Below are 22,288 nucleotides of genomic sequence, written 5' to 3' on the forward strand. Positions count from 1 at the left end.
GAGGACCAAACTGGATGCTTTCCGTCGCCAATGTGCGCTCCCCTTCGGCTGCCGCGAGCTATTTCGCGGCAGACAACTACTACACCGGCGCCGATGCCGATCGTTCCGGAACCTGGGTGGGGAAGGGAGCGGAACGACTTCGCCTTGAGGGGCGGGTCAGCGCTGAGCAGTTCGATGCCTTGCTGCGGGGAGAACTTCCCGGTGGTATCCAGGTCGGCAACCCGGGCCAGGCCCACAGGCCGGGAACCGACCTCACATTCTCACTCCCGAAAAGCTGGTCGCTGCTCGCGCTGGTGGGCGGCGACCAGCGGGTTATCGATGCCTATCACGAGGCCGTCATCGAGACCTTGCGCTGGGCAGAAAAGAACGCGGCGCAGACCCGGATGGGCAGTCAGGCTGGCTACGGGAAGGTCGCGACAGATAACCTGACGATTGGTCTTTTCCAGCACGACACCAACCGCAACCAGGAGCCGAACCTGCATTTCCACGCAGTTGTAGCGAATGTCACGCAAGGCAGCGACGGGAAGTGGCGCGCGCTTCGCAATGACAAGCTTTGGTCGTTGAATACCTTGCTCAACTCGATGACCATGGCGCGCTTTCGTCTGGCGGTCGAGAAAATGGGCTACGAAGCAGGGCCGGTTGGAAAGCATGGCAATTTCGAAGCAGCGGGCATTGCCCGCGAGCAGGTGATGGCGTTCTCAACGCGGCGCGAAGAAGTCCTCGACGCGGTACGCAAGCTGGGTGAGAACACTCCGAAAACTCGCGACATCGCCGTGCTCGATACAAGGAAGAGTAAGGCGCCCGTCAGGGACCGGGAAGGCCTTCTCGATGCATGGCGGCAGAAAGCCCAGGAAGTTGGAATTGAGTTTGCCGGATTTATCGATGCGTCGCAGATGCGAGCTGCAACGAAGGACATTTCCAGCTCGAAAGAAGGGAGCCTTCTTCAGCGTGGAATTGCGAAGCTGAGAGAGTTCGCGCTCCGGATCAAGGGCGATCCGGCTGATCCACTGATCCCTGCCCATGTTCTCAACCAGGATGCACCGACCATCGCGGCCGCACAGGCCGTGGCCTCTGCGGTGCGTCATCTCTCGCAACGCGAGGCAGCCTTTCCCCGTGAGGGATTGCTGAAGGCGGCGCTCGATTTTGGGCTGCCGACAACGGTGGACCACGTCGAAACCCGTGTGAACGCATTGGTCAGAAGCGGCGCACTCGAGCCCGGCAAAGGCGAACATAAAGGCTGGCTGACGAGCCGCGAGGCGCTAGACCTTGAAAGCACCATTCTCGCTAGTGTCGACCAGGGACGAGGTGCAGTGTCGCCCATCCTGGATCGATCGGACGGCGCAGAACGGGTTCAGGCAGTTGCCGCGATCAACCACGGAATTTCGCTCAACGAAGGGCAGGAGGATGCGGCGAGCCTTGTCCTTTCGTCGCGTGACAGGATCGTAGCGATCCAGGGCATAGCCGGGGCGGGCAAAAGCAGCGTGATGAAGCCGGTCGCCCAGCTGCTCCGCGAGGAAGGCAAGCAGGTGCTGGGGCTCGCCATGCAGAACACGCTCGTCCAGATGCTCGAGCGCGACACCGGCATCCGTTCGATGACCATCGCCCGCTTTCTAGCGCAATGGGGCAGGCTTCTGCACGAGCCGGGAAATGCCACGTTGCTGAGTGAGGCTCGGAGCGGGCTCGGAGACCATGTCCTGGTGCTCGACGAGGCCTCGATGGTGTCGAACGAGGACAAGGCCAAGCTGGTACGGCTGGCGAACCTTGCCGAAGTCCAGCGCCTGGTTCTCGTCGGCGACAAGCGACAGCTGGGCGCCGTCGATGCCGGTAAGCCCTTCGACCTCGTCCAACAGGCCGGGATCGAGCGCGCCAACATGGATGTGAATTTGCGCGGCCGCGATCCCGTCCTGCGGCGAGCCCAGGCCGCCGCGCAGGAGGGACGCATCGACGATGCGCTCCAGGCTCTTGCTCCCTCAACCATCGAGGCTCGCGGGGACAGTGCGATTGTTGCTGCCGAAAAGTGGCTCTCGCTCAGCCTAGCGGATCGGGATCGGACGTCGATCTACGCGTCGAGTCGAGCCTTACGGTCTGCGGTCAACGAGGCTGTCCAGCGCGGACTCAAGGCCAATGGCGAGCTCGGCCCACGATCGGGCCGCCTGACCGTTCATTCGCGAGTGAATGTGACACACGAGGAGCTGCGCTATCTTCGCACATATCAGCCGGGCATGGTCCTCAACTTTCGCTCGCGCGACAGCACGCAGAAGCTCTCCAAGGGCGACTACACCGTCAAGACCATCGACCATGCGCGCAAGCAGCTCGTGCTTGAGGACAGGAAAGGGCGGCTTCGCAAGTTCAATCCCGCGCGCTTGCGGCCGGGCGCAGACGATAGCCGGCTGTCGCTCTTCGAACGCAAATCGCTTTCCCTCATCGAGGGTGACAAGGTCCGTTGGACCGACAATGACCACAAGCGCGGGCTGTTCAACGCCGACCAGGCGAGGATCGTGGCCATCGACGCAAAGGGCGTCTTGGTAGAGACATCAGCGGGCAAGGAGCTTCGCCTGAGCCGCGGCGACCCCATGCTCAAACGCATGGACCTCGCCTATGCCCTCAATGCGCATATGGCGCAGGGACTGACCTCTGATCGCGGTATCGCGGTGATGGACAGCCGCGAACGCAATCTCGCCAATCGGCAGACCTTCCTGGTCACGGTCACCCGGCTTCGGGACGGCCTTACGCTGATTGCAGATAATGCCGAGAAACTCGGCCGGGCCATCAAGTCCAACAGCGGCGAGAAAGCATCGGCCCTCGAAGTAACGCAAAGGCTCAAGGCGGCAGCTGCCAAGGGCCTTTCGCAAGACAAGGATGTTGGCAACGCTTCGCCTGCAAGTGACAAACCCGAACTCACCAAGGAAAGGGTAAAGCCTTTTGAAATCGGCATTTGATCACCGACAGTCTGGACGATTTCAGCGTTACCAGGCACGATGCCTCTTCAAGAGAAGTGCGGAGCGTTGGCGGTGAAGGGTGTATTCGAGATCAGCGGCAATTCGCGCTACGACGACCTCATTACCGAGCGGTATCATTTCCCCTCGCAATATCTACCTCAGGCCCGCCAGCTTGAGAACGACTGGATCCTCTACCGCGAGACCCGCGTGTCTGGCGGCAGGATGGCTTACATCGCGACCGCTTTCGTTGAGCGGATCGATCCCGATGAGGCCGATCCAACCCATTACTATGCGCGCGTCAGGGACTATCTACCCTTCGATAATGCGGTGTCCTACCGCGATAAGGACGGACGCTTCGCCGAACGCTTCCTTCGCGACATGGCCCGTCCTGGCGATGCCGGGAGGACGCTGCGCGGCAAATCGGTGCGCACGCTCGATGGCGATGATTTCGTCGCCATCGTCAATCAGGGGTTGAGCGAGACGCTCGACCCGGACAACCGGATCAGGCTCGAGCTCGACGAGCGACATATCGACGATGCGACCGCCGCTCTGCTGGCCGATGATTTTGGCGAACGCCGGATCGAGCAGATCCTGGTGAACAAGAAAATACGTGCCGCCAGTTTCCGCAATCAGGTGCTCGACGCTTATGACAGTACCTGCGCCGTCACGGGTTTGCGGATCATCAATGGTGGCGGGAAAGCTGAGGCGCAGGCGGCCCATATCTGGTCCGTCGCCGATGGCGGACCCGACGTCGTACCCAACGGCGTGGCGCTCTCGGCTACGGCCCATTGGCTGTTCGACCGGCATCTCATCACGTTCGACGACAACCTTTGCCTGCTAGTTTCGCACAACAAGGTGCCGTCCGACCTGTTGAAGCTCTTCCCGCCTTCAGGACAGAAGATCAGGCTTCCGGTCGATCCGAGGGATAACCCCCGTCCGGATTTTGTGGCCAAGCATCGCGCCCGTTTTGCCGGGTTCTGATCAGGTCGGATTAGACCGCGCGTCCGAACCAAATGACACGGCCGACCACCTGGATCTCGGACCGGTCGACATCGTCCCAGCTGGGATAGGCCGAATTGTCGCTGCTGATGGTGATCTTGCAGCCACCTGGCTTGAGCGTCACGCGCTTGACCACCAGCGCATCGTCGGCGCGCAGGACGTAGATGCCGTCACGTAGCCGCGAACCCTGGTCCGACGCATCGACGAGCACTTCGTCGCCATCGCTGAGTGTCGGCTCCATGGAGTCGCCCAGGACGTGGATGATTGAGAGACTGGCGCTCTTTGCCCGGGTCAGCCGGGCAAGCCAGCGCTCGTCGAAACCGAAGCGGGTATGGGCGGTCTCGCTTTCGGCAATCGCTCCAAAGCCCGCAGACGCATCGACATTGAGCACGGGTATTTCGATCAACCCGTCACGCATGGGTGCGGGCGGTCCGCCCAACACTTGCTCATCGACCCCGAAGAAGCTGGCAAGCGTGCGCCGGTCATCGTCATCAAGTTTGCGCGGCGAGCCGCGCTTGATGAACTGCTGAATGTAGGACGAGTTTCGTCCGATCATCCGCGAGATTGAGGAATATCCGAGCCGTCGCTGCTGGATCAGGCGATCAAGCTCCTCTCTGACATGTTCCATCGTGTCGTTCCTTCAGACGGTCTTAGGAGAGAAGGAAATCTCCTAGACTCGATGGAACCTTCCTACTAAGAACAAAACAGGAACACAAGTGCTGAGTGAGTCGAGGAAGGCCATGAAATTGCTGGATCGCATTGAGCGTCATTTGAAAGAATCGCACATGTCGGCGACACGGTTCGGTCGTCGGGCGGTTGGCGATCCGCGCTTCGTGCTTGACCTACGAGCTGGTCGCAGGCCTCGCAGGCGAACTATCGAAAAGGTGGAGTTCTACCTGAAGACCAAAAATCGACTGCTCTAGTCTTAGGAATTCACGAAATTCTCATGGGTTTGTCGCAACCTGCCTTGGCGCAAGCTCTGCGGTTCGATACCGTCTGGCTTATTGAGGGTTTCTCCGTCCGGTTGCATTTCGCAAGCCCGGCCTGCTTCCGCACCGGTTCGCAGGAGCCCGCTACTTTGACGGGCTTCTGGGGGCTGTATGGAAATTACCGAATGGCTTGGCCATGGGCTGATCTACTTCTTCACGGAAATCCCGCTCATCGGCGATGCGATGGCGGCATTTCTGGCGATCGTGCTGATCGGAACAGCCTTCGCAATCGCGTACCGTTACAAGCGGCAATATCATGCCCCTCTTGCTGATGCGATCGACGCCCGCGTTCGCCTGCTCGACGAGATAACCGGCGGCAGCACTGCCGATGTCGATCAGGCGCGCCTCGAGTTCGCGCGCCGCTTCAATGATATCGACGCCCAGATGATGGAGGCGAATGACGCTGAGGCGCTTCCGCTGCGCAGAACCTGGGAGGAATATCGCGAAACGATCGTCGATCCCTCGGCCGATGTTCTCCAGAACTCCGCTCGTCCCGAACACTTCTTCGTCAATCTTGGCGACCGTCATCGCGGGCTGAACTGGTTTGCGAATATTTTCATCGCTATCGGCCTGTTGATCACCTTCCTGGGGATCATCGCAGCTCTCTCGACGCTCGACTTCAGTGGCGACACTGCCGCGATGCAGGACAAGCTGAACAGCCTGATGAAGGTTGCAGGTGCGAAGTTCTGGGCCTCTGTGGGTGGCATCGTGGCTTCCATCGTTCTGCGCTCCTACGACTACCGCTTCGGCAAGCGGATCAACGATGGACTGTCGATGCTGTGCGACAAGCTCGAGCATGGAATGGCCTATCTGCCGCCGCAACGGATCGCGAGCGATCAGCTGGCACAACTCAAAGAGCAGACTCCGGCACTCCGCACCTTTTCCGAACAGCTCGCTGCCGCCCTCGACGGGGCCTTGGAAAAGCAGATGGCACCCATGATCACGCACCTGGGGTCGATCCAGCAGGGCATCGACAAGATCAGCGGTGGCGGGGGTGAAGCCGTCCGCGACGCGATTGCTTCAAGTGCCGGCGCGGAGATGGCGGGGCTCGCAGATGCCATTGGCGCAATGACCGTCTCGATGGCCACGATGTCCGAACGTATCGAAAAACAGACCGGCGAAGCTGACCGCCAGATCGAGGAAGCTGTCAGGCGCTTTGGCCAGGCTTCGGAAGAGATGCGGTCGGCTTTTGGCGAGCTCAACCGCAATTTTGGCGTCGTAGCGGACCGCATGCGCGAAGAAAACGAGCAGGCAAGCGAGCTTGCCAGGCAGCGGATGGACGAATTGCTGAGCAATCTTGGCAATACGCTCGACGATATGAAATCCGGACTCGCCTCGGCGGCCAGTCAGATGGGTGAAGCCTCGGCACGCGCGGCGAATGACGCGGCCCGGATCGGCCAGGAGGCAATGGAAAAGTCATTTTCGGAGTTTGTTGAACGGTTCAATCAGACCGGCGGCCCGCTTGTTGGCAGCATGAAGGACGCGGGCAATGCCATTTCCACGTCGGCGGACCGCCTCTCGACCGCACAAAGTGCCATCGGAGATCACGCGCGTGCGATCGAGCAGGTCGCTGCTCGCTCGAGCGATCTCGCAACGGCGTTCGGAACCGTTGCCAACGACGTCGAAGCGGCGACAGCACCTGTACGCCAGTCGGCAGTCTCGATAGCCGAAGCAGTCAAATCGGTGGAGACCATCGTGTCGCGCAATGCGGACTCCTCCGAAAGCGCTCGTGACGAAATGCGCCAGCTTGCGGCAACGCTAAGCGAGACCGCGAGTGCGGCCTCCTCCGCATGGTCGGAATATCGTGCTCGCTTCGAGGATGTGGATCGCGCTCTGGGTGACGCAATTGAGAAGATCTCGGATGCTGCCGGCAACCATGCGTCGAACCTCAACGAACGGGTCGGCCAGATCGACAAGGCTCTGGGCGATGGTGTGGCGCAGCTCGCCGGCGCACTCGAACCGCTCACGACCTTGCGGGATACCGTCGAGGAACTTGCCGGCATCCTCGCAAACCAGAACAGGGAAGCCGCTGAATAATGGAAGGCGTGGTTCGCCGGAAGCCGCCTGAGGAGGGCGAAAGCTATTTCATGTCCATGACGGACATGATGGTCGGCCTACTTCTGATTTTCATCATCCTGTTGGCCTACTTTGCCCTCAATCTGCAGACCAAGACCGAGGAGCTGACCGGCGCGAACAGGACCCGCGCCGAGATCCTCAACGATCTGCAGCAGTCGTTGAAAGACCGGGGACTCCAGGTAGAAATTGACACCAAAACCGGAGTTCTGAGGCTTCCCGACGATGTCCTGTTCGACAAAGGTCAGTGGGAGCTGACCGGGAGAGGGCAGGCTGCCATCGGCAAAGTCGCTGCCGCCATGGTCGAGGTCCTTCCCTGCTACACCACCTCCGACCTTTGCGAGGGGGAGCGGAGCAAGCATCTTATCGATGCAGTGTTCGTCGAGGGGCACACGGACTCCGATGTCATGTCGGGTGGTATGGATAATTATGGCCTCTCCGTCAGAAGGGCGGAGACGACGTTTAAGTCGCTCCAACGTAGTCAGCCTGGGCTCAGCGGGTTTCTCAACAAACCTGCCAGCGAAGATGGCTCCGCACCAATCCTTAGTCTAAGTGGCTACGGTCCAGACCGTCCCGTCGATCGTGGAGACTCCGAAGAAGCCAAGAAGCGTAATCGACGGATCGACTTGCGCTTCCTGATGACGACGCCAAGCGCTGGCCTCGACCGCGACATTTTAAGGCAGGAGCAATGAGTTCGCTGCGGTCTGCAATCGCGAAAATGGAGGCCTTGGCAACGGCTGGACTGGCTAAACCCCCGACGACACAGCCTGAGTTGCAGCGACAGTTGGCGAAGCTCGATGCATGTGTGGGCGAAGCAGAGCCCGTCATTGAGCTTAAGCCATTCCTGCGAGGAGCGGCCGATACCGGCGCAAACGGGTTACCGCGGTTTCAGCTCAACAGGGTCCTGCGCGGCGCATGGTGCGACCCGGAGTTCAATGAGCTGGGCGTGGCGGCGCTCGAACGGGCCGATGTCGATCATCGGCGCAGTTCCGACCAGGCCGTGATCGATGGCTACCTTACCTATTTCCCGACAGGCCGCTCGATCATGCCAATGCTAGCAGAAGCTGCATCCCGCGCTGCCGTTCGGCATGACTGGGCATGGCGCGAGCGCGGCGCACGGTGGGATCTGTTCAAGCCGCAGATGGGACCAGCCAAAGTGGCGCGCGATTTTGTTACGCGCGATGTAGACGGCATTTTCCATTTGATGCGCGAGACAGGTCTTGGCGCAAACCTTGCGGCGAGCGGGTTTGGTCAGGCAACTTTCGCCGAGACCTGCAAGGCAACCGCACAGCTTCAGCCTGCAGAAGCAGTCGGCCCGCAGCGCATTATCCTGCGTATGTTTGATACAGAAGTGCAGGCGGGACAGTTGGAACTGGTTGTCCGCGCCCTGCTAGAACCCTGGATCAGGACCAAACCCGAACCCGAGCATCGAAAGGCAATTTCCGAGTTTCTGCTCGATCAGGTGGGTGATCCGCGTCTCCAGCGTACCCGGTGGGACAGGATCGGACGATCGCTCGCCGAGTGGATCGGTGAAGAGCGTGCGCGCGAGGTCACTCAGGTGTTCAAGCGCTGGCTTACCGAAGTCGCCATGCGCGAGTTCTTCCGCGCCATCGCGAAGACCACGGATCGGCCTGATCAGTGGAAGCAACGCGAAGCGTTTTGGATTGCATACCTTGATGAAGGATTGGTCACCGACGCATGGCCCGCGCTGGGATCACGCGCGAAATACCAGATCGATTCTCTTATTCGCCAGAGTGGCGAACGACCAGAATACGGTCAAATTCGAGGAGGTCCCTCCCATTCTTCATCTATCATCATGCAGATAGGCGACCTGCGCATATCGGAATGGAGCGATAACGGATCCTGCCGCTTCTGGAGTGACACCGATCCCGGAGCTCCGAAACTCTACGCAAAGGTCTACGACGGCGGGAAGCTGCGGACCACCAGCGGACGGTCGGATTTCGAGTATGAGTCCCATGTCCCAGCGAGTCCTGGATGGGAAGGCAAGTTCGCCGGTATCATCCATCGCCGGACATCAATCGCGCATCCTCGTTTCGGGAGAGGCCGGGGCCGCAACTGGAATGATCGATGGTAACGACCAAGTTCATTGCCACACAGAACGAGGACGGTGGTGAGACGATTGCGCTTCTGCGCGAGCAGCCAGGCGGGCTTTTCCGGCGAGCATCAAGCGAAATTGTGCCGGTCTCGGAGTGGCCAAGAGCAGCCCCTGAAGCTGGTCAGGCCGCTCTGGCGCTGGCTCGAGCTCTCGATAACGATGGTCAGATCAGCGAGGAGGCGGAAGGCATAGTCCTTCCATCGCAGATCGTTGCCCGGCTCGATGAGGCCGACGCATTCGCCCTCGGTCTTCCTCCGGCTACATCCATAACCCTTCAGCTCAACTCGGGAGGTTCGCTCGCTGAAGGAACAATCAAAGTCGATACGAAATGGGTCCGCCGCGGTGGTCTGCCGGTTCGAGCCGACATCGCCGGTGCACGCCTGCGAGAGGGCGGGCGTGTCGGACGAATTCCCGAGCCGATCTATTCGGCCTTCCAGGCCGCACTTGCAGTCAATGCGGCTGATGATCCCGATCAGCGCCGTGCTGCCTTTGCCGAGCTTCGTTCGACGCTCGGAGATGACATCGGCACCGGCATTGAGGCGGATGGCTTTCTAGAGCGTGTCCGGATAGCCTATGCCGCCAATTTTTCACTCAACGCAAAGACCGACCATGGACGTTTCGACTTCGACCCCGTCCTCTTCTCGAGAAACGTAAGCGAGAGCGCTGAGGGTGACCTGGTCGACGAAGAAGAAGCGTCGCTGCTTACCCCGCGGGACAATCAGCATTTTCAGCGCAGGTTCCGGGGTCAGGACGGCGGGCGGCGAAGCTATCTGCTTTCCGACGGAACGCTCCTTTTTCTCGACCCGATGCTGGGTAAGGCCCTCGACATCGTGCGCGCAAAGCAGGTGGGCACCTCACAGGAAAAGCGCGAATTCCTGCGTTCGCCGCAACGTATCCTGCGTGAGGAGCTCAAGCTTGACGCGGCAGGCGATGACGAGGCAGCTGATCGTCTCTTCATCGAGACACAGCAGTTTTCCGAGCGGGTCAGCGGGATCGAGGTCTGGCAAAAGCCGGTTTTGCCCTGGATCAAACCCAAGCCGAACAGCTGGCTGCCCGAAGGGTTTGGATTGCGGATCGGGGATCCGCCCGACGCGCGTCATGTCGAGTTGGCTCCAGGTGAAGCTGAAACGATCGCAAGCGAAGTCGAGACAGCGATTGATGCAGGCAAGGAAACGATCGCCTGGCGCGACGAAAGCATCCCCGCGACGCCTGCAACCCTGCAGGCCGCGCGAGCAATTGCAGACCTTGAACGTGAGATCGCTGATGAGGTCGAGGGACGCGCCTCGGACAGAACCGAACGCGAGAGCGTCGATATCTTCTTCCTTCAGGTTGGAGAGAATTTCGAGCAGCTGGACTATGCGCGGCTGCCTCGTCCCGACGCTGAAGTGCAGGATTTCGATGTTCCCGAGCTCCCCAAGGGACTGAGATCGGAACCCAAGCCTCACCAAGTGCAGGCGTTCGCCTGGTTTGCCGAGGCCTGGGAGCGCCGAATGCCGGGCGTCTTGCTCGCCGACGATATGGGGCTCGGAAAGACCTTCCAGGCGCTCATGTTCCTGCTCTGGCTGCGCAGCAAAACGCCTCACCAGAAACCCATTTTGATTGTCGCGCCCACAGGTCTTCTGCAGAATTGGCAAGCCGAGCTTTCGCAGCACATCGAAGCAGAGCTCATGGGGCCTGTTGTCGAGGCGTTCGGCGCCAACCTGCGCAATTTCCGTCTCGAGGCTGGGAGCGACATTCGAGGGGGAACATCGCGTCTCGACGTATCCGAATGGAATGACGCCGGGATCGTCCTGACGACCTACGAAACAATGCGCGATTATCACATGAGCTTCGCGCGCATTCCGTTCGCTGCAATCGTCTATGATGAAATCCAGAAGCTCAAGAATCCTGCCAGCCAGATGACCCGCGCCGCAAAGGCGCTGAACGGCACAATCCAGATCGCTATGACGGGCACACCGGTCGAGAACCGGTTGCAGGACCTGTGGTCGATTGCCGATACGGTCTATCCAGGTTTTCTTGGCTCGAGCCGGGAATTCGAAAGCAGCTTCCCTGCGAACGATCTCGAGCGCCTTGGCGATCTCCAGCACCGTCTGATCGAGCGCGACAGAGAACTTCCACCTTTCATGCTGCGACGGATGAAGGACGAAATCCTGACCGGGTTGCCGGAGAAGAAAGCCCGCAAATATCCGGTCGAGATGCCGGCCGAGCAAGCGCAGGCCTACGACCTCGTGCTGGCCAGAGCGCGAGCGCTACGGGAAAGCGGCGAACAGGGTGCGATGCTCAAAGTGCTGCATATGCTGCGCGGTACATCGCTCCACCCGTCACCGCCGCGCGGAATTTCGAACATCGACGAGTACATCGGGCAATCTGCACGGCTGAAGAAGACCTTCGAAATCCTTGAGGAGGTCAAGCAGCGCGGCGAAAAGGCTCTGCTATTCTGCGAAGATCTCGAGATGCAGGCCTTCCTCGCGATGGCAATCCAGGAGCGCTTCGCGCTCGAGCGCCGCCCGATGTGCATCAGCGGGAAGGTTGCGGGCCATAAGCGCCAGGAGATGGTGACTGCCTTTCAGAGTTCGCCGGCCTCATTCGACGTTCTCATCCTGTCGCCAAAGGCTGGCGGCGTGGGGCTCACGATCACCGCAGCAAACAATGTGATCCATCTGTCCCGCTGGTGGAATCCGGCCGTTGAAGATCAGGCGACGGACCGCGCCTACCGGATCGGTCAGACCAGGCCAGTGACCATTCACATCCCGATGGCTGTCCATCCGGACGAAGCGATCGGACCTTCAAGCTTCGACCAGCGTCTCGACGCCCTCATGGAGCGTAAGCGTTCGCTGAGCCGTGGTCTGCTCATGCCGCCGGAGAGCGATCGCGATGTAGAGGACCTGCTTTCCGATGTGCTCGACGGGCGCTCTGCAGAGAACCTTGATCGAAGTAGTGCGTATGCCGCAGCCGGGCAGACGGACGTGGATATTCAGGACACCGATTACAGCGCGAGTATTCGACAGGCGGAACCGCCTTCCCCACCAGTCGCACAGCCGGAGATCGAAGAGCCGACGGGAGACGAGGAGAGCGCTCGCTCCCGCGGACCCGCGAGCGACAACACAACGAGTTCCGCAAACCTTGGTCCGGCTGCGGAGCACACGGCAGAACCAGGATTAGAAGAAGCGGCGCGCTCGCAGTCTCACTCTGATCCTGGCGAGACAGCATCGAGCAATGCCGAACGCAAGAACCGGCGCCCCATTCTCTCCGTGCGAACTCCCGTCGAGGCAGCTGAAGCGCGCGTTCCCTTCGTTCAGCGGGTCGTGTTTGAACAATATGGACAACGTGACTGGACGATTTTCGAGCAGTACGCGCGCGACGCACGAATTGAACGGCTCGAAATCCAGGACCCCTATTGTTGCGCTGACGAGCAGGCTCGCGGGCGCCTCATCAATTTCATCGGTCGCTTTGAACAGCTCGCTTCGGAAATCGCGGCCGTGCAAATTGTGACATTCGACGCCGATTCCGTGCAGACCCGTGACCCTGAAAGCACGCGTGACCAGCGCCAGGACCTTGAAGATCGGTGGAACCGTATGCTGGCCTCGGTTCCCCTCCACCTCGCACAGAAGTCACGGCGGTCGGGCGGCGACCTGCACGATCGTTTCGTGAGGGCTAAACTGGAGAATGGCGATACCGTCATCTGGGATCTTGGACGGGGTATCGACGGCGTCATGAACGCGCGTTGGTCTTGCGTCGTGAATGCTTTTTACGAGGGCTCGATTTCTACCTCTCGGGCAATGCACTGAAAAACCTGACCTTCATCATTGATTATGAAGTAACGTTCAGAGATGTTGAGGTAAGTGAGGGTGTTGTCTGGCATCCGTGATTGCGAGAGGTGCCGGGGGTGAGTGCGGGGATGGAAGGACGCGATTTCAAATCTGAAATCGACGCGGCGCAAAACGACCCGGTTCGGCTGCGCAAGATTGCCGATGACATTCACGCTAGCGGCGGCTCGCGTATCTTGATGATCCGCGCGATCCAGCTGGCCAGGGCAGCAGATAGCGGACCGCATCCTTTGGGTAAGACTTGCGGGGATCTTGGTTTACCTCGCCCGACTGGCCTCCCGCTTTACCGCTACAAGCTCGCACCGGGAATTTTTCAGCGGATCGAAGCGAAGCTGGCTGCCAATCTTGCATCGGATTTGCTGCGGCCGTCGCTAGCTCCAGCTTTCGTCATGTGGGCGGCAGACTGGTTTCGGCGCTCCTACCAGGGCGGCATGCAGCGCTGGGCCGATATCGAAGCGGTTTTGAAGCTCCAGCTCCCACAATCGGAATGGCGGGCACTTGCAGATCGCGGTTTCGATGCCTGGGGCGTTGAACCTCTTATCACGGCGCACGGAAACCAGCGTCTCTCCAATCTCGCGCGGCATGGGGGTTTTCCTGCAGCGGCAATCGCAGGCGGTGCGAGCTGGCCGCGTCGCTTCCTGGAGCGTGCAGTCGGTGAGCTGCTCGGGGCAGACATTCAGGACATCGCTACCGCTGTTTCGATCTGCGAACGCAACGAATATTTACTTCCCTCAATCTGGCGCAGCCCGGAAATGCACGCAATCTGCGGGGAACTTGCCCTCAAGATCGTGGAGCTTCGTGCATTCATCGACAAGGAAGTGCCAGTTGACGGTCGCCCCTATTCCGCCCGGCTGGACCACGCTTACGAAGACTGGCGCGATGAACTGCCGATGACGCTCGACGGGGCTGCTGCGGGCCTCATCGATACGCTCCTTGAAGCCAGAAAGCTGACCGGAACAGGGAGCATCCGGGTCGGACGATTGATGCGTTCGCAGGACGGTGAATGGCGCGAAAGTCTGGATTTCCATCTCGAAGGTCGCTGGGACGACAAGGATCGTGTGCTGTCCGCAGGTGAATATGTCCGGGTGTTTCTTCAGCCTTCGGGTGCCTTGGCGGACCGTATCTCCGGTCGACTGGCTTACCTGGAGGTTGAATCAGGTAATTGCTGGATCGCGCGCGCTATGCGCAGCGAAGCTGCGATCGATTTTCCCTTGGACCTCTCCGTCACCGCCGAATTCCATGCGCGCGGTGAAAGACTCGCCCAAAGCTTTGTCCTGCCGGGCGGCAAAGCGGTTGGGGACGGACTGCGGATATTCGAGCGGCGGACCGGAGACACGGAGCTAGGCGCGTTTTCCCTTATCGGTCAGGGGTCGGGCGGTTATCGCGCCGAACCAGTCTTTGTCGATGTTCCGCAGGATTGGATGCTTCGCGGCAAGGACAGCCATACAGAGATCGAAGCCGAGGACTTTGCCTTTGCACCTGGTCGTTCGCTCTACCGCTGTGCTGGCCAGATCATCGCTGAGAAGCCCAATGGTGACGCATTTCTGGTGCGGACGGGGCAGAGTGCAGATCGTAAGGATCGCCTGACCATAGTCGCCCAAGAGGCGACCGGTGTGCAGGCACCCGGCGGCGAACGGTTGATCAAACATCCGCTGCATGCAGAAGTCGAAGACGGGGTTTCCCGGCGCACTGCAACGCGCGGAGAGGTCGGCTGGCGGTTTGCAGGGGAAAGCACCTGGCGCGATGATCTTGTCAACGCGGGCCCTGGACACTGCGAGTTCGCCTGGCTCGATGGAACGACCAAGCATGTTCGGGACCGGACGAGTGCACTGGTTCTGCCGGTTGAATTCGCACTCAGCCAGCGGATCAATGCGGCCCATGCGGAAATCCTTTTGGAAGGTTGGACCGGAGAAGCGGTGCTCAGCGATGAAACGTCGATTGCGGACCATCGCTGGCGGGTGCGGATCGATCCGCCCCGACGCGCGCTGCTCAGCTTGCGCCTCACCCCAAGGCATGGCTCCACTTTCGACCTCAATGTGCCTTTGCGATCGAAAGAATGGCTGACGACCTGGGATGGCGAACTTCTCAGGCGCGATACTGTCGTCGGCCTCGCCGATCTTCGTGACACCGTTGCCCGCGCACCGGGCCGTGCGATGCTGATGGGCGAAGTTGCCCATCACGCTGGAGCGTCGCTAGAGGCGAGTTGGAAGGTCGATGTCGAACTGGGCCTGTCGGCTCTGCGCAACGATATTGCCGCCTTGATGCGGCCGCTCGGCATCGATGCCCAGGTCCGGCTCGACTTTCACAACGGCAGCAATGACAACTGGTACGTCACGGAATTCGGCAATTCTCTTGAGTGGGAACCTTCGGGAGGGCTGCGTCCGAAAACGGCCATTGTCGGCGAGGATGTCCGCGTTGGCGGCCGCTTTCTTGGTGCTCCCGAGAAAGAGGTGGATTTCGGTCCGTTTGACGGATTGCTTGGCGGCCTCGGAGGGCAATTGATCCAACTGCCACGATTGCGCGGTCCATGGCTCGTCTATCTGCGCGAAGGTGCTCGCGTCCTCACGAGGCCAAAGTTTATCGACGGCGATCCGGTTCACGACGTTCCGCAACACCGGCTCGGCCGGGCAATGGCACAGCCTCTTTTACAAGCGCGCGAGGACCTGGTGCGGCTGGCGGAGGAACTCGCTGCTGAGCCCACGTCTTCTGAAGCGACCCAGACCATTCGTGCAGTCATGGATTTGGCGCTGTCGCTCAATGGCTTGCCTCCGCAGACGTTCGAAATCTTCAGCAAGTTCGAGATTGCCGGTCCGCTTGCGCCGCTCCTTCTTTATCGCTGCGAGGAGCAACACCTCTCGACGATCCTCGAGCTGTTTGATGGCCTATGCTCAAGCTGGTCTCTTTTGCCGATCAAGGCCTGGGACGCTGCCTTTCAGGCTCAAGGCAATTATCTGGTCAGCCGGCTCGATGACCCTCAGTGGGCGTTGGCAAACATCACGGAACGTCAGAACGAAATCGCGGCGCGTGCGCCGCAGCTTGCGCCACTGATTTGCCGGGACTTCTCGCCGTTGAGCTGGGAAGAGCTTCGCAACCACTTCACGAGCCATACAAGCGAGGGCATCAATATGGATGCCGGCGGCTTCAACCCTTTTCGGCCTGCTTACAGCGAGCTACTGCCAAGAGAGAACTTCGTCGAAGCGCTGATGCGGGTCTTCGATGCTCCTTTCGCCGCTGCTCTGTCCGCTACCGGACGTGCTTCTCTCGAGAAGGAGCAAGTCCTCACCATCAAGGACGTCGAACGACGTCACCCCGACTATTTTGCCAAAGCCTTTGGCTATGCCCTTTCGGAGCTCAAGAATGGCCGCCAGTGATCCCCTCCCTACATCCCGATTGTCGCCGATGGAGGTGCACCAGCGGCTGAGGACTGGCCTCGCCGAAGCGGTCGTCTCGCGCGCAGGCATCCGGCACGAAGGGCTCAACGCTTTTCTCCGGAGCACTCTTGCCGGTACGGATCCAGCAAACGGTAGCCTCCTTTCCGAACAGCTTTTTCAGGCTGCTCCCGGCTATGTATCCTCAGGAAAGAGCCCCAACCAACTTCAAGCGCTGCTGCATCAGCGCACAATCGACGCGATCACCCAAACATCGGATACTGGTCTACGCTTCGATTACCCCGCCTACGCGCACCAGCTGGCGACGTGGGAACTGCTCAGCACGCAAGAGCCGCAATCGGTTCTGGTTTCGAGCGGCACGGGGTCGGGCAAGACCGAATGCTTCCTGGTTCCGATGCTCGATGATCTGGTCCGGGAGTCCGCAGAGCAAGGTCCTCTGACAGGGGTTCGGGCGCTCATGCTCTATCCGCTGAACGCTCTTATCGCGAGCCAGGAGAAGCGCCTTACAGCCTGGACCAAGCCGCTTCGCGGCGATGTCCGCTTTGCCCTCTACAACGGATTGATGGGAACGGCGCGGAAGTCCAATCGCGACAAGGCCGAGCATGAGATACCGCATCAGGTTCTTTACCGCGAAACCCTCCGGGCCAACCCACCGCCGATCCTCGTTACCAACCAGACGATGCTCGAATACATGACGATCCGGCGCGAGGATCGTCCGATCCTCGACGCATCAAAAGGCAAGCTGCGCTGGATCGTTATCGACGAAGCGCACAGTTACATCGGTTCGGCAGCGGCGGAGCTCTCGCTCCTGCTTCGCCGTGTGATGAATGCGTTCGATGTGACGCCGGATCAGGTCCGCTTCGTTGCGACGTCGGCCACCATCGGCTCTGCGGACGACCAGAAGGCCCGCGAAGACCTTCAGAGATTCCTTGCCGACATTGCTGGCGTTCCGCTTGAGCGGGCGCATGTCGTTGTGGGAAAGCCTCAGCCGGTCGATCTCTCGAAAGTCCTGACAGCGTCCGATGATCCGGCAGCATCGTCGGTTGCCGAGAGGCTGGAAGGCGAGCCCCAGACACTGGCATCGCTTAAGACGCTCTCGCCGGACGCCGAAAGGATTCTGCTCGATCTTTCCGCCCATAATGCCAGCGAAGCGAAGCCTGTCCTGCCGATGCGAGCGCACAGCTTCACGCGGGCAATTGCCGGGCTCTGGACCTGCATCAATGTCGACTGCCCGGGCGAGATGCGACCCAAGGATTGGCCATTTGGCGCCGTGCTTTTCGACCATCGGGATCAATGTCCGCATTGCCAATCGATGGTGTTCGAAATTCAGAACTGCCTCGACTGTGGCGAGCCCTTCCTCCCGGCCGATGACATGGGCGACAGGATCGTACCGCGGCGAAGTGATCATGATGCAGATGAGTTTCGCGAAGATAGCTATCGTGACCGCGATCATGATGATGACGATGATGAAGATGAGCATGAGGGGATCGGCCATCCGCGACTGATTGCCATAAACCCGAAATCCGAAGCGACCGCGACCGCTTTCGATGTATCCAGCGGCGAGTTTACTGGAGAGGCGGGGCATTTTCATCTGACCCAGCTGGACGAGGGACGTTGCCCGGCCTGTCTCGGAAACAAGCGGCGCGGGCGACCGGCGGTCTTTCCCTTTCGCTTTGGCACACCGTTCCTCACCCAGAATGCGGCACCGATCCTCCTTGAGGGTGTGTCGCCACATCAGGCGGAACACGCCCTGCCGTTCGATGGCCGTCAGCTGATCAGCTTTTCGGACAGCAGGCAGGGAACAGCTCGCTTTGCTGCCAATATTGAAACCAACGGTGAGCGGGGCTTCGTTCGCGGCTTTATCTACCATGCCGTTCAGAAGGCTGCCCAGGGTAGCGACCTGACCGATGAGCGCAGGGAAGAGATGCTCAAAAAGAAGGCTGCTCTAGCAAACCTTGTGGCAGACATGCCTGCGTTCAAGGATGATATCGCCAAGATTGACGCGGAGCTCGCGGGTGGCGCGGCAACCGGAATACCCTGGAAGGACCTCGTGTCAGCGCTCGCGTCTGAGCCGGCGATTGGCATGATGGCCAAGGTTTGGGACCTCGATCGCAGCGAACGATTTCACGATAACCGGGAAGCGCTGGCCCGCTTCATGCTCTTGCGCGAGCTTGCCCGTCGTCCGCGCAATGCCAACGCGATGGAGACGCTTGGCCTGGCACGGCTACGATTCCCGGATATCGAGCGGATCAGCCCAGATAAACTACCCGATCTTGTTGGCCAGAAGGGCTACTTGATCGAAGATTGGCGCGATTTTCTGTATTTTATGGTCGACTATTTGCGGAGCTATTTCGCGCTCGACGTCGATGATGGGGACGCCCGCTGGATGCCAGGGAGGGCACGTCCTCGCAATGTAATAGGGCCCGATCAACCTCCTGGATCAAAGCGTGATATCAGCTGGCCCTCAGTCAATACCAAGGGCACGCAGCCCGCAGCAGTCTTGCTCCTCGCGACAGCGTTGAAGCTGGATGTCGGTGAGCCGCGTCATAGACACGAGATCAATCAGCTACTTCGAACTGCTTGGGAACAGCTTACGCCCGTGCTTGCAGGCGTCGGCGGTACATTCACCCTGCGGCTCGAGCAGAAGGCTGAGATCGAGGCGGTTGATCGAGCTTGGCAATGCCCCCTGACGCGCCGCGTTCTTCCGCGACTTGTATTTGGTCGGTCACCCAATCTTGTTGGGTCTGGAAGCAAGATCGACGGCAAAGCAGTCTTGCCGGTTGAGTTTTCTAAGGTCCCACGCACTCGACCGCTCTCTTTTGCCGATAAGAAGGAGATCAGAGGTTGGCTAGTTGAGGACAAGCTAGTCCAAGCCCTTCGACAGCTGCATCTTTGGACCGATCTTCACGATCAGGCGGCGCTCGCCACGCCTTATCTGCGGGCCGAGGAACACAGTGCCCAGCAGCCCCCGCACCGACTGCGGGAGTTCGAGGAGCAGTTCAAGGAAGGCGATATCAACCTGCTCGCCTGCTCGACCACCATGGAAATGGGTGTCGACATCGGTTCGATCGAAGCAGTGCTGATGACCAATGTTCCACCCTCGATCGCCAACTACAATCAGCGGGCCGGTCGTGCGGGGCGCCGCGGACAGGGCTTTTCGACAAGTCTCACGATTGCCCGCAATACACCTCTCGATCTTGAAACGTTTGCCGATCCTGCAGGCTATTTGCGCCGCAAACTCGCATCGCCGCGCGTATCGCTTGATTCCGATCGGATCGCGCAACGTCACGCGAACGCCTATCTTCTTGCCCAATGGTTTCGCGAAGTTGAGGGGGAGTTTGCCCGGACCAAGACCGGGGATTTCTTCGGCTGTCGTGCTGACCTTCGTCCTTTCGAAGGTCTCGCTCCCGTGGACGCCTTTTGCGAATGGCTCGATCTACCAACAACGGCATCCGCAACCGAAGAAGGTCTGCTGCGGCTGCTCAGGGGAACTGGTCTCGAATACGACACCGAAATCCGGGGGCATACGGCGGAGATGTTTGGGCAGGAAGCTGGGAATTTCCGTCGTACATGGCAGCGCCTAAAGGAAGACTCGGACGCGCTCGAAGGGCCGGCAAAGAAGGCGATCGAGTTTCAGGCACGGCGATTGTGCAAGGAGTTCCTCCTGAAGGAGCTCGCCAATCGCTCGCTTATCCCTGGGAGCGGTTTTCCGACATCAGTTGTCCCGTTTGATACCCTCTGTGCCGAGACGCAGAAGGCGCAGGAGCGCAATCGTTCGGAAGAGGAAGGCGCGCGTGATCGGCGCTATGAATGCCCGACGCGCAACGCCGATATCGCCATTCGGGAATATGCCCCGGGGGCAGAGGTCGTCGTAGACGGGCTGGTTTGGAAATCGGCCGGGGTCACCCTCAATTGGTTGAGCCCGATCGACAGTGGCCAGCGGGAGCCGCAGAACCTTCGTTGGGCCTGGTGGTGCGACCATTGTGGTGGGGCGGGCAGCGATCACCAGATGCCTGACCAGTGTGCCCATTGCGGCGAGCGCAGCATTACCATTGAGCAGTTTCTTGAACCGGCCGGGTTCCGCGTCGACTGGAACGCGCAGCCGCATGCCGACACCGATCAGGCTGTCTACATCGAACCCAAGTCTCCGAAGGTCAGTGTCGGTGATGCCCTTTGGCAACCCATGCTGCAGCCTGAAACCGGCCGGATCCGCGCTTCGCATGAAGGCTACATCTACCATCATTCGCGTGGCCCCAAAGACCAGGGTTACGAGATTTGCCTGGAGTGTGGACGTGCCGGGGATGCCGGGACGGACGCTCTCAAAGACCATCGGCCGCTCTCGCCGAGGGATCGAAAGGCGATAGACCGCTGTCCGGGCAATGATGAAGGTTATGCGATCACGAGCGCACTTGCGCTGGGCCATGAAGTTCTAACCGATGTCGTAGAGCTGCAATTGCCTGGATTGGAAAGTGACGGCGCAGCCTGGGCGCTTGGCGCAGCGTTGCGCGAGAGTCTTGCGCGCTGGCTTGGCATTGAGCCGCGCGAGCTTGGAATTTCTGTGGCAGCTCGAGACGGCAAGCTCGGTCGCAGAGTGCCGTCGGTCTACATCTTCGATGAGGCATCTGGAGGTGCCGGATACGCTCCGAGACTTCTCGACGACATCTATCATGTATTCGAACGAGCGGCCCGCGTCCTCGATTGCCCCAAGGAATGCGAGATGGGGTGTTCGGCCTGCGTTCTGGCTGCCGATCTCTACAAGCAGCAGGGTCGTCTCGACCGGCGGTCTGCTCTCCTCGCGGTTCAGGCATTTCTCGAGACAAATGCCGAACTGCCGCAGGAAGATCGTGCCGTCCCCGATGCCATGGCAATCAATGACGCGGCAAACACACTTCTTTTGAGAGCGCGAAGCGGAGACAGCATTTCCGTCTTGTTGCCGACCGTGTTCGATCTGGCAGAGCTGACTTCGACCAAAATGCGCACGTTCTTTTCTGCCGCCTCAGCGCGCGGCGTTCCGGTGACGCTCGTGCTTGATTCGAGTTCCTTTGATAAGCTCGAAGAGGTCGAACGGCGCTTTTTGCGCGATGCCTCGGTGCGTTTCGAATTCGCGTTGGCCCTGGGTAAAGGAGAAGACGCACCCTTCGGGAGTAAGCGCTTGGCCGAATTGATCTCGACTGATCGCGCCACAGGGTTCTTCTCCCGCGATGTGAATGCAGCGCAGCCGGGGGAGCGCTGGGGCTTGGGTGAGACGCATGCTGTCGTTGCCGGTACTCTCAGCGGCCCCACTGCCTACAGCCCGATCAACCCTGAAGATCTGGAGCGACAGGTTGCGGCTGGTGATCAGGTCGAGTTGATGCAAGGTTTCGGGCAATGCCCGGTTGGCCAGTTTGGCAAACGCTTTGGCTCAAAACTGAAGCAGCAGATGGAAGCGGCTGGTGTTTGGAGGCCCGGCAGTCTTGTGCGGATCACCTACACCGACCGCTATCTGAATGCGCCTCTACCCATGCTTCTTTTTCTGCGAACGTGCGAAGCTCTGTCCGCTGAGCTGAAGGCGGATAGCCCGGTCGAAGTCGATATCCTGGTCCAGCCACTAAAGAAGGATCGGCCACCCCATAGGATCTTCCATGACTGGGAATATGAAGATGACCGTGCGGAAGTTGCCGAGCTTTTGGGTGAAAAATTTGGCCTCGATGTCGATCTGCAGGTCACGGAAAATTCCGACCATGGCCGCAAGCTCGAGCTTGAATACGCCGATGGTCAGAAGGTGCTCGTGCTGCTCGACCAGGGTTTTGGATACTGGCGCATAGCCGGCAGCCCGCCGCGGCATGACTTTCGTTCGGCACCTGTGGCGCAGGCAAGTGAGCTCTTGCGCGCATCGACTGCGGTCGCCGGCGTTGGGGAAAGCTATTTTGCTGTTAAAAAGGTTTGATGCGCCGGCTCGCAGCCGTGCTGCGTTTGA

At 59.9% G+C, this 22,288-nt stretch carries 9 protein-coding genes; 8 read left to right on the top strand and 1 reads right to left on the bottom strand.

The window, feature by feature from the left end; all coding sequences use genetic code 11:
* Positions 1-14 precede the first annotated feature (14 nt).
* Positions 15-2,939: a MobF family relaxase gene (mobF, locus tag K3172_RS00095; protein WP_221586462.1), complete on the top strand. Its 2,925-nt coding sequence runs from the start codon at positions 15-17 to the stop codon at positions 2,937-2,939.
* A 72-nt stretch (positions 2,940-3,011) separates the two neighbouring features.
* Positions 3,012-3,920 carry an HNH endonuclease gene (locus K3172_RS00100; RefSeq protein ID WP_221586463.1) on the top strand — a complete coding sequence of 303 codons (909 nt, stop codon included), beginning with the start codon at positions 3,012-3,014 and terminating at the stop codon, positions 3,918-3,920.
* A gap of 10 nt (positions 3,921-3,930) precedes the next feature.
* On the opposite strand, the gene K3172_RS00105 is transcribed toward K3172_RS00100, so the two are convergent.
* Positions 3,931-4,566: a S24 family peptidase gene (locus K3172_RS00105; protein ID WP_221586464.1), complete on the bottom strand. Its 636-nt coding sequence runs from the start codon at positions 4,564-4,566 to the stop codon at positions 3,931-3,933.
* A gap of 472 nt (positions 4,567-5,038) precedes the next feature.
* On the opposite strand from K3172_RS00105, the gene zorA reads away from it, so the two are divergent.
* The 6 genes from zorA (at position 5,039) to K3172_RS00135 (ending at position 22,258) form a co-directional block, all read left to right on the top strand.
* Entirely contained in the window at positions 5,039-6,964 is a 1,926-nt protein-coding gene (zorA, locus tag K3172_RS00110) for an anti-phage ZorAB system protein ZorA (protein WP_221586465.1), read from the top strand.
* A complete protein-coding gene (locus K3172_RS00115; RefSeq protein WP_221586466.1) occupies positions 6,964-7,692 on the top strand; it encodes an OmpA/MotB family protein in 729 nt (242 codons plus the stop codon). Before zorA ends, K3172_RS00115 begins: the two co-directional genes overlap by 1 nt.
* Positions 7,689-9,095 (top strand): EH signature domain-containing protein, encoded by a 1,407-nt coding sequence (locus K3172_RS00120; protein WP_221586467.1) that lies wholly within the window; start codon positions 7,689-7,691, stop codon positions 9,093-9,095. The genes K3172_RS00115 and K3172_RS00120 overlap by 4 nt, the downstream gene beginning before the upstream one ends.
* A complete protein-coding gene (locus K3172_RS00125) occupies positions 9,089-12,904 on the top strand; it encodes a DEAD/DEAH box helicase (protein ID WP_221586468.1) in 3,816 nt (1,271 codons plus the stop codon). Before K3172_RS00120 ends, K3172_RS00125 begins: the two co-directional genes overlap by 7 nt.
* Positions 12,905-13,014: 110 nt before the next feature.
* Positions 13,015-16,314 (top strand): STY4851/ECs_5259 family protein, encoded by a 3,300-nt coding sequence (locus tag K3172_RS00130; RefSeq protein WP_221586469.1) that lies wholly within the window; start codon positions 13,015-13,017, stop codon positions 16,312-16,314.
* Entirely contained in the window at positions 16,301-22,258 is a 5,958-nt protein-coding gene (locus K3172_RS00135) for a DEAD/DEAH box helicase (protein WP_221586470.1), read from the top strand. Before K3172_RS00130 ends, K3172_RS00135 begins: the two co-directional genes overlap by 14 nt.
* Positions 22,259-22,288 lie beyond the last annotated feature (30 nt).

The sequence above is a fragment of the Qipengyuania proteolytica genome, assembly GCF_019711565.1.
Taxonomy (GTDB): domain Bacteria; phylum Pseudomonadota; class Alphaproteobacteria; order Sphingomonadales; family Sphingomonadaceae; genus Qipengyuania; species Qipengyuania proteolytica.

What these genes read in the sequence shown, in the direction of transcription:
- mobF (WP_221586462.1), top strand. Translation starts at nt 15, where the DNA reads ATGCTTTCCGTCGCCAATGTGCGCTCCCCTTCGGCTGCCGCGAGCTAT.
- K3172_RS00105 (WP_221586464.1), bottom strand. Translation starts at nt 4,566, where the DNA reads ATGGAACATGTCAGAGAGGAGCTTGATCGCCTGATCCAGCAGCGACGG.
- zorA (WP_221586465.1), top strand. Translation starts at nt 5,039, where the DNA reads ATGGAAATTACCGAATGGCTTGGCCATGGGCTGATCTACTTCTTCACG.
- K3172_RS00115 (WP_221586466.1), top strand. Translation starts at nt 6,964, where the DNA reads ATGGAAGGCGTGGTTCGCCGGAAGCCGCCTGAGGAGGGCGAAAGCTAT.
- K3172_RS00120 (WP_221586467.1), top strand. Translation starts at nt 7,689, where the DNA reads ATGAGTTCGCTGCGGTCTGCAATCGCGAAAATGGAGGCCTTGGCAACG.
- K3172_RS00125 (WP_221586468.1), top strand. Translation starts at nt 9,089, where the DNA reads ATGGTAACGACCAAGTTCATTGCCACACAGAACGAGGACGGTGGTGAG.
- K3172_RS00130 (WP_221586469.1), top strand. Translation starts at nt 13,015, where the DNA reads ATGGAAGGACGCGATTTCAAATCTGAAATCGACGCGGCGCAAAACGAC.
- K3172_RS00135 (WP_221586470.1), top strand. Translation starts at nt 16,301, where the DNA reads ATGGCCGCCAGTGATCCCCTCCCTACATCCCGATTGTCGCCGATGGAG.